This window comes from Streptococcus sp. HMSC067H01, assembly GCF_001814775.1.
Taxonomy (GTDB): domain Bacteria; phylum Bacillota; class Bacilli; order Lactobacillales; family Streptococcaceae; genus Streptococcus.
Genome location: NZ_KV817792.1, coordinates 1 through 1,234, shown reverse-complemented (window position 1 = coordinate 1,234; position 1,234 = coordinate 1). Strand labels below are relative to the sequence as shown.

The window sequence follows — 1,234 nt, the reverse complement described above, 5'->3', positions numbered from 1 at the left end:
GAGGATTTATAAAATGAAAAGACTAGGAATTATTATTGGTGTATTACTCGTAACAATTGTCTCACCGCTTGTTGTTCAATTTGGTTGGAATGAGATTGTAACGACAATTCTCCCGGTCGGAAAGATTTCGTTTTGGCAGGCTTTGGGATTAGATGCTTTACTAACCTTCATAAATCCAACAATCTATAGTGATGAAGAAATTTCAAAAAAACTTACCCAAGCTATTTCAAAGATCATATATTTTGCATTTATTCTGTGGCTAGCTAGTTTGTTTATTTAAGGAGGATTTAGCATGGTACCGAAGTACAGAGCGTATGATGGCGGCTCATTAAATCGTATGTATCAACCGGACGAAGTGATGGTTGGAAATGGAGATATCTGGATTATTGATGAGGATTCTGTTGCTGGTGAATGGATTGTGAACAATGACATTCACCTCATGCAATCAACAGGCCTTTTGGACAAAAATGGCAAGGAGATTTTTGAGGGGGATATAGTCGATTACAAGGGCAGAAAAGCAGTTATCAAATGGCACGGATCTTATGCAAGTTTTATTTACATATTTGTAGATGAATTACAGAAAAGAGTGGCAGGATGGAGTCCACTATATCTTGCTTATTTTCATTTTGAAGTAATTGGGAATAAATTTGAAACCCCAGAATTTTTGGAGGTCGAGGAGTGAGATATTTAAAAATCCTATGTGTTGTTTTACTCATGTCCTTCCTCGTAGCATGTCACCAGATTTCGAGCGGGACGGTTGTAGACAAGTACATTGATGAACCTCACACAACATTCATTCCTGTCATGACAGGAAAAAGCTCGGTACTGGTACCAACCAGAACCAAAAGAAGATATATCCTAGTCGTTTCAGGACAAGTAGGAAATAAGCACGTTGAAGAAACATTTGAAGTGACAGCCGAGGAATACAAATACTATGAAATTGGCAACACTTTTATAAGAGATGCGGTTTTAGAAAATGATGAAGGAGAAAGAGAATGATCAATAATGTTGTGTTAGTAGGTCGCTTGACTCGTGACCCTGAGTTACGATACACACCATCAAATGTTGCAGTTGCGACATTCAGTTTGGCAGTGAATCGCAATTTTAAGAATCAGGCAGGTGATCGTGAAGCTGATTTTATCAGTTGCATCATGTGGCGCCAGCAAGCTGAAAATTTCGCAAACTGGTGCAAAAGGGAACCTGGTAGGAATCACAGGCCGCATCCAGACTCGTA

General features: G+C 39.0%; 3 protein-coding genes and 1 pseudogene. All 4 read left to right on the top strand.

Features of this window, described 5'->3' with window-relative positions; all coding sequences use genetic code 11:
* Positions 1-280, top strand: a 280-nt coding sequence (locus HMPREF2987_RS04875; protein WP_257375139.1) for a hypothetical protein, incomplete at its 5' end; no start/stop codon positions are given.
* Positions 281-292: 12 nt separating this feature from the next.
* Positions 293-682 carry a YopX family protein gene (locus HMPREF2987_RS04870; RefSeq protein WP_083312416.1) on the top strand — a complete coding sequence of 130 codons (390 nt, stop codon included), beginning with the start codon at positions 293-295 and terminating at the stop codon, positions 680-682.
* Positions 679-999 (top strand): 3-dehydroquinate synthase, encoded by a 321-nt coding sequence (locus tag HMPREF2987_RS04865; protein ID WP_075229569.1) that lies wholly within the window; start codon positions 679-681, stop codon positions 997-999. Before HMPREF2987_RS04870 ends, HMPREF2987_RS04865 begins: the two co-directional genes overlap by 4 nt.
* A pseudogene (gene ssb / locus HMPREF2987_RS04860) lies at positions 996-1,234 on the top strand (single-stranded DNA-binding protein); the annotation flags it as partial. The gene HMPREF2987_RS04865 and the pseudogene ssb, both read left to right, overlap by 4 nt.

Coding starts and splice junctions, on each gene's coding strand:
- HMPREF2987_RS04870 (WP_083312416.1), top strand. CDS start 293: ATGGTACCGAAGTACAGAGCGTATGATGGCGGCTCATTAAATCGTATG.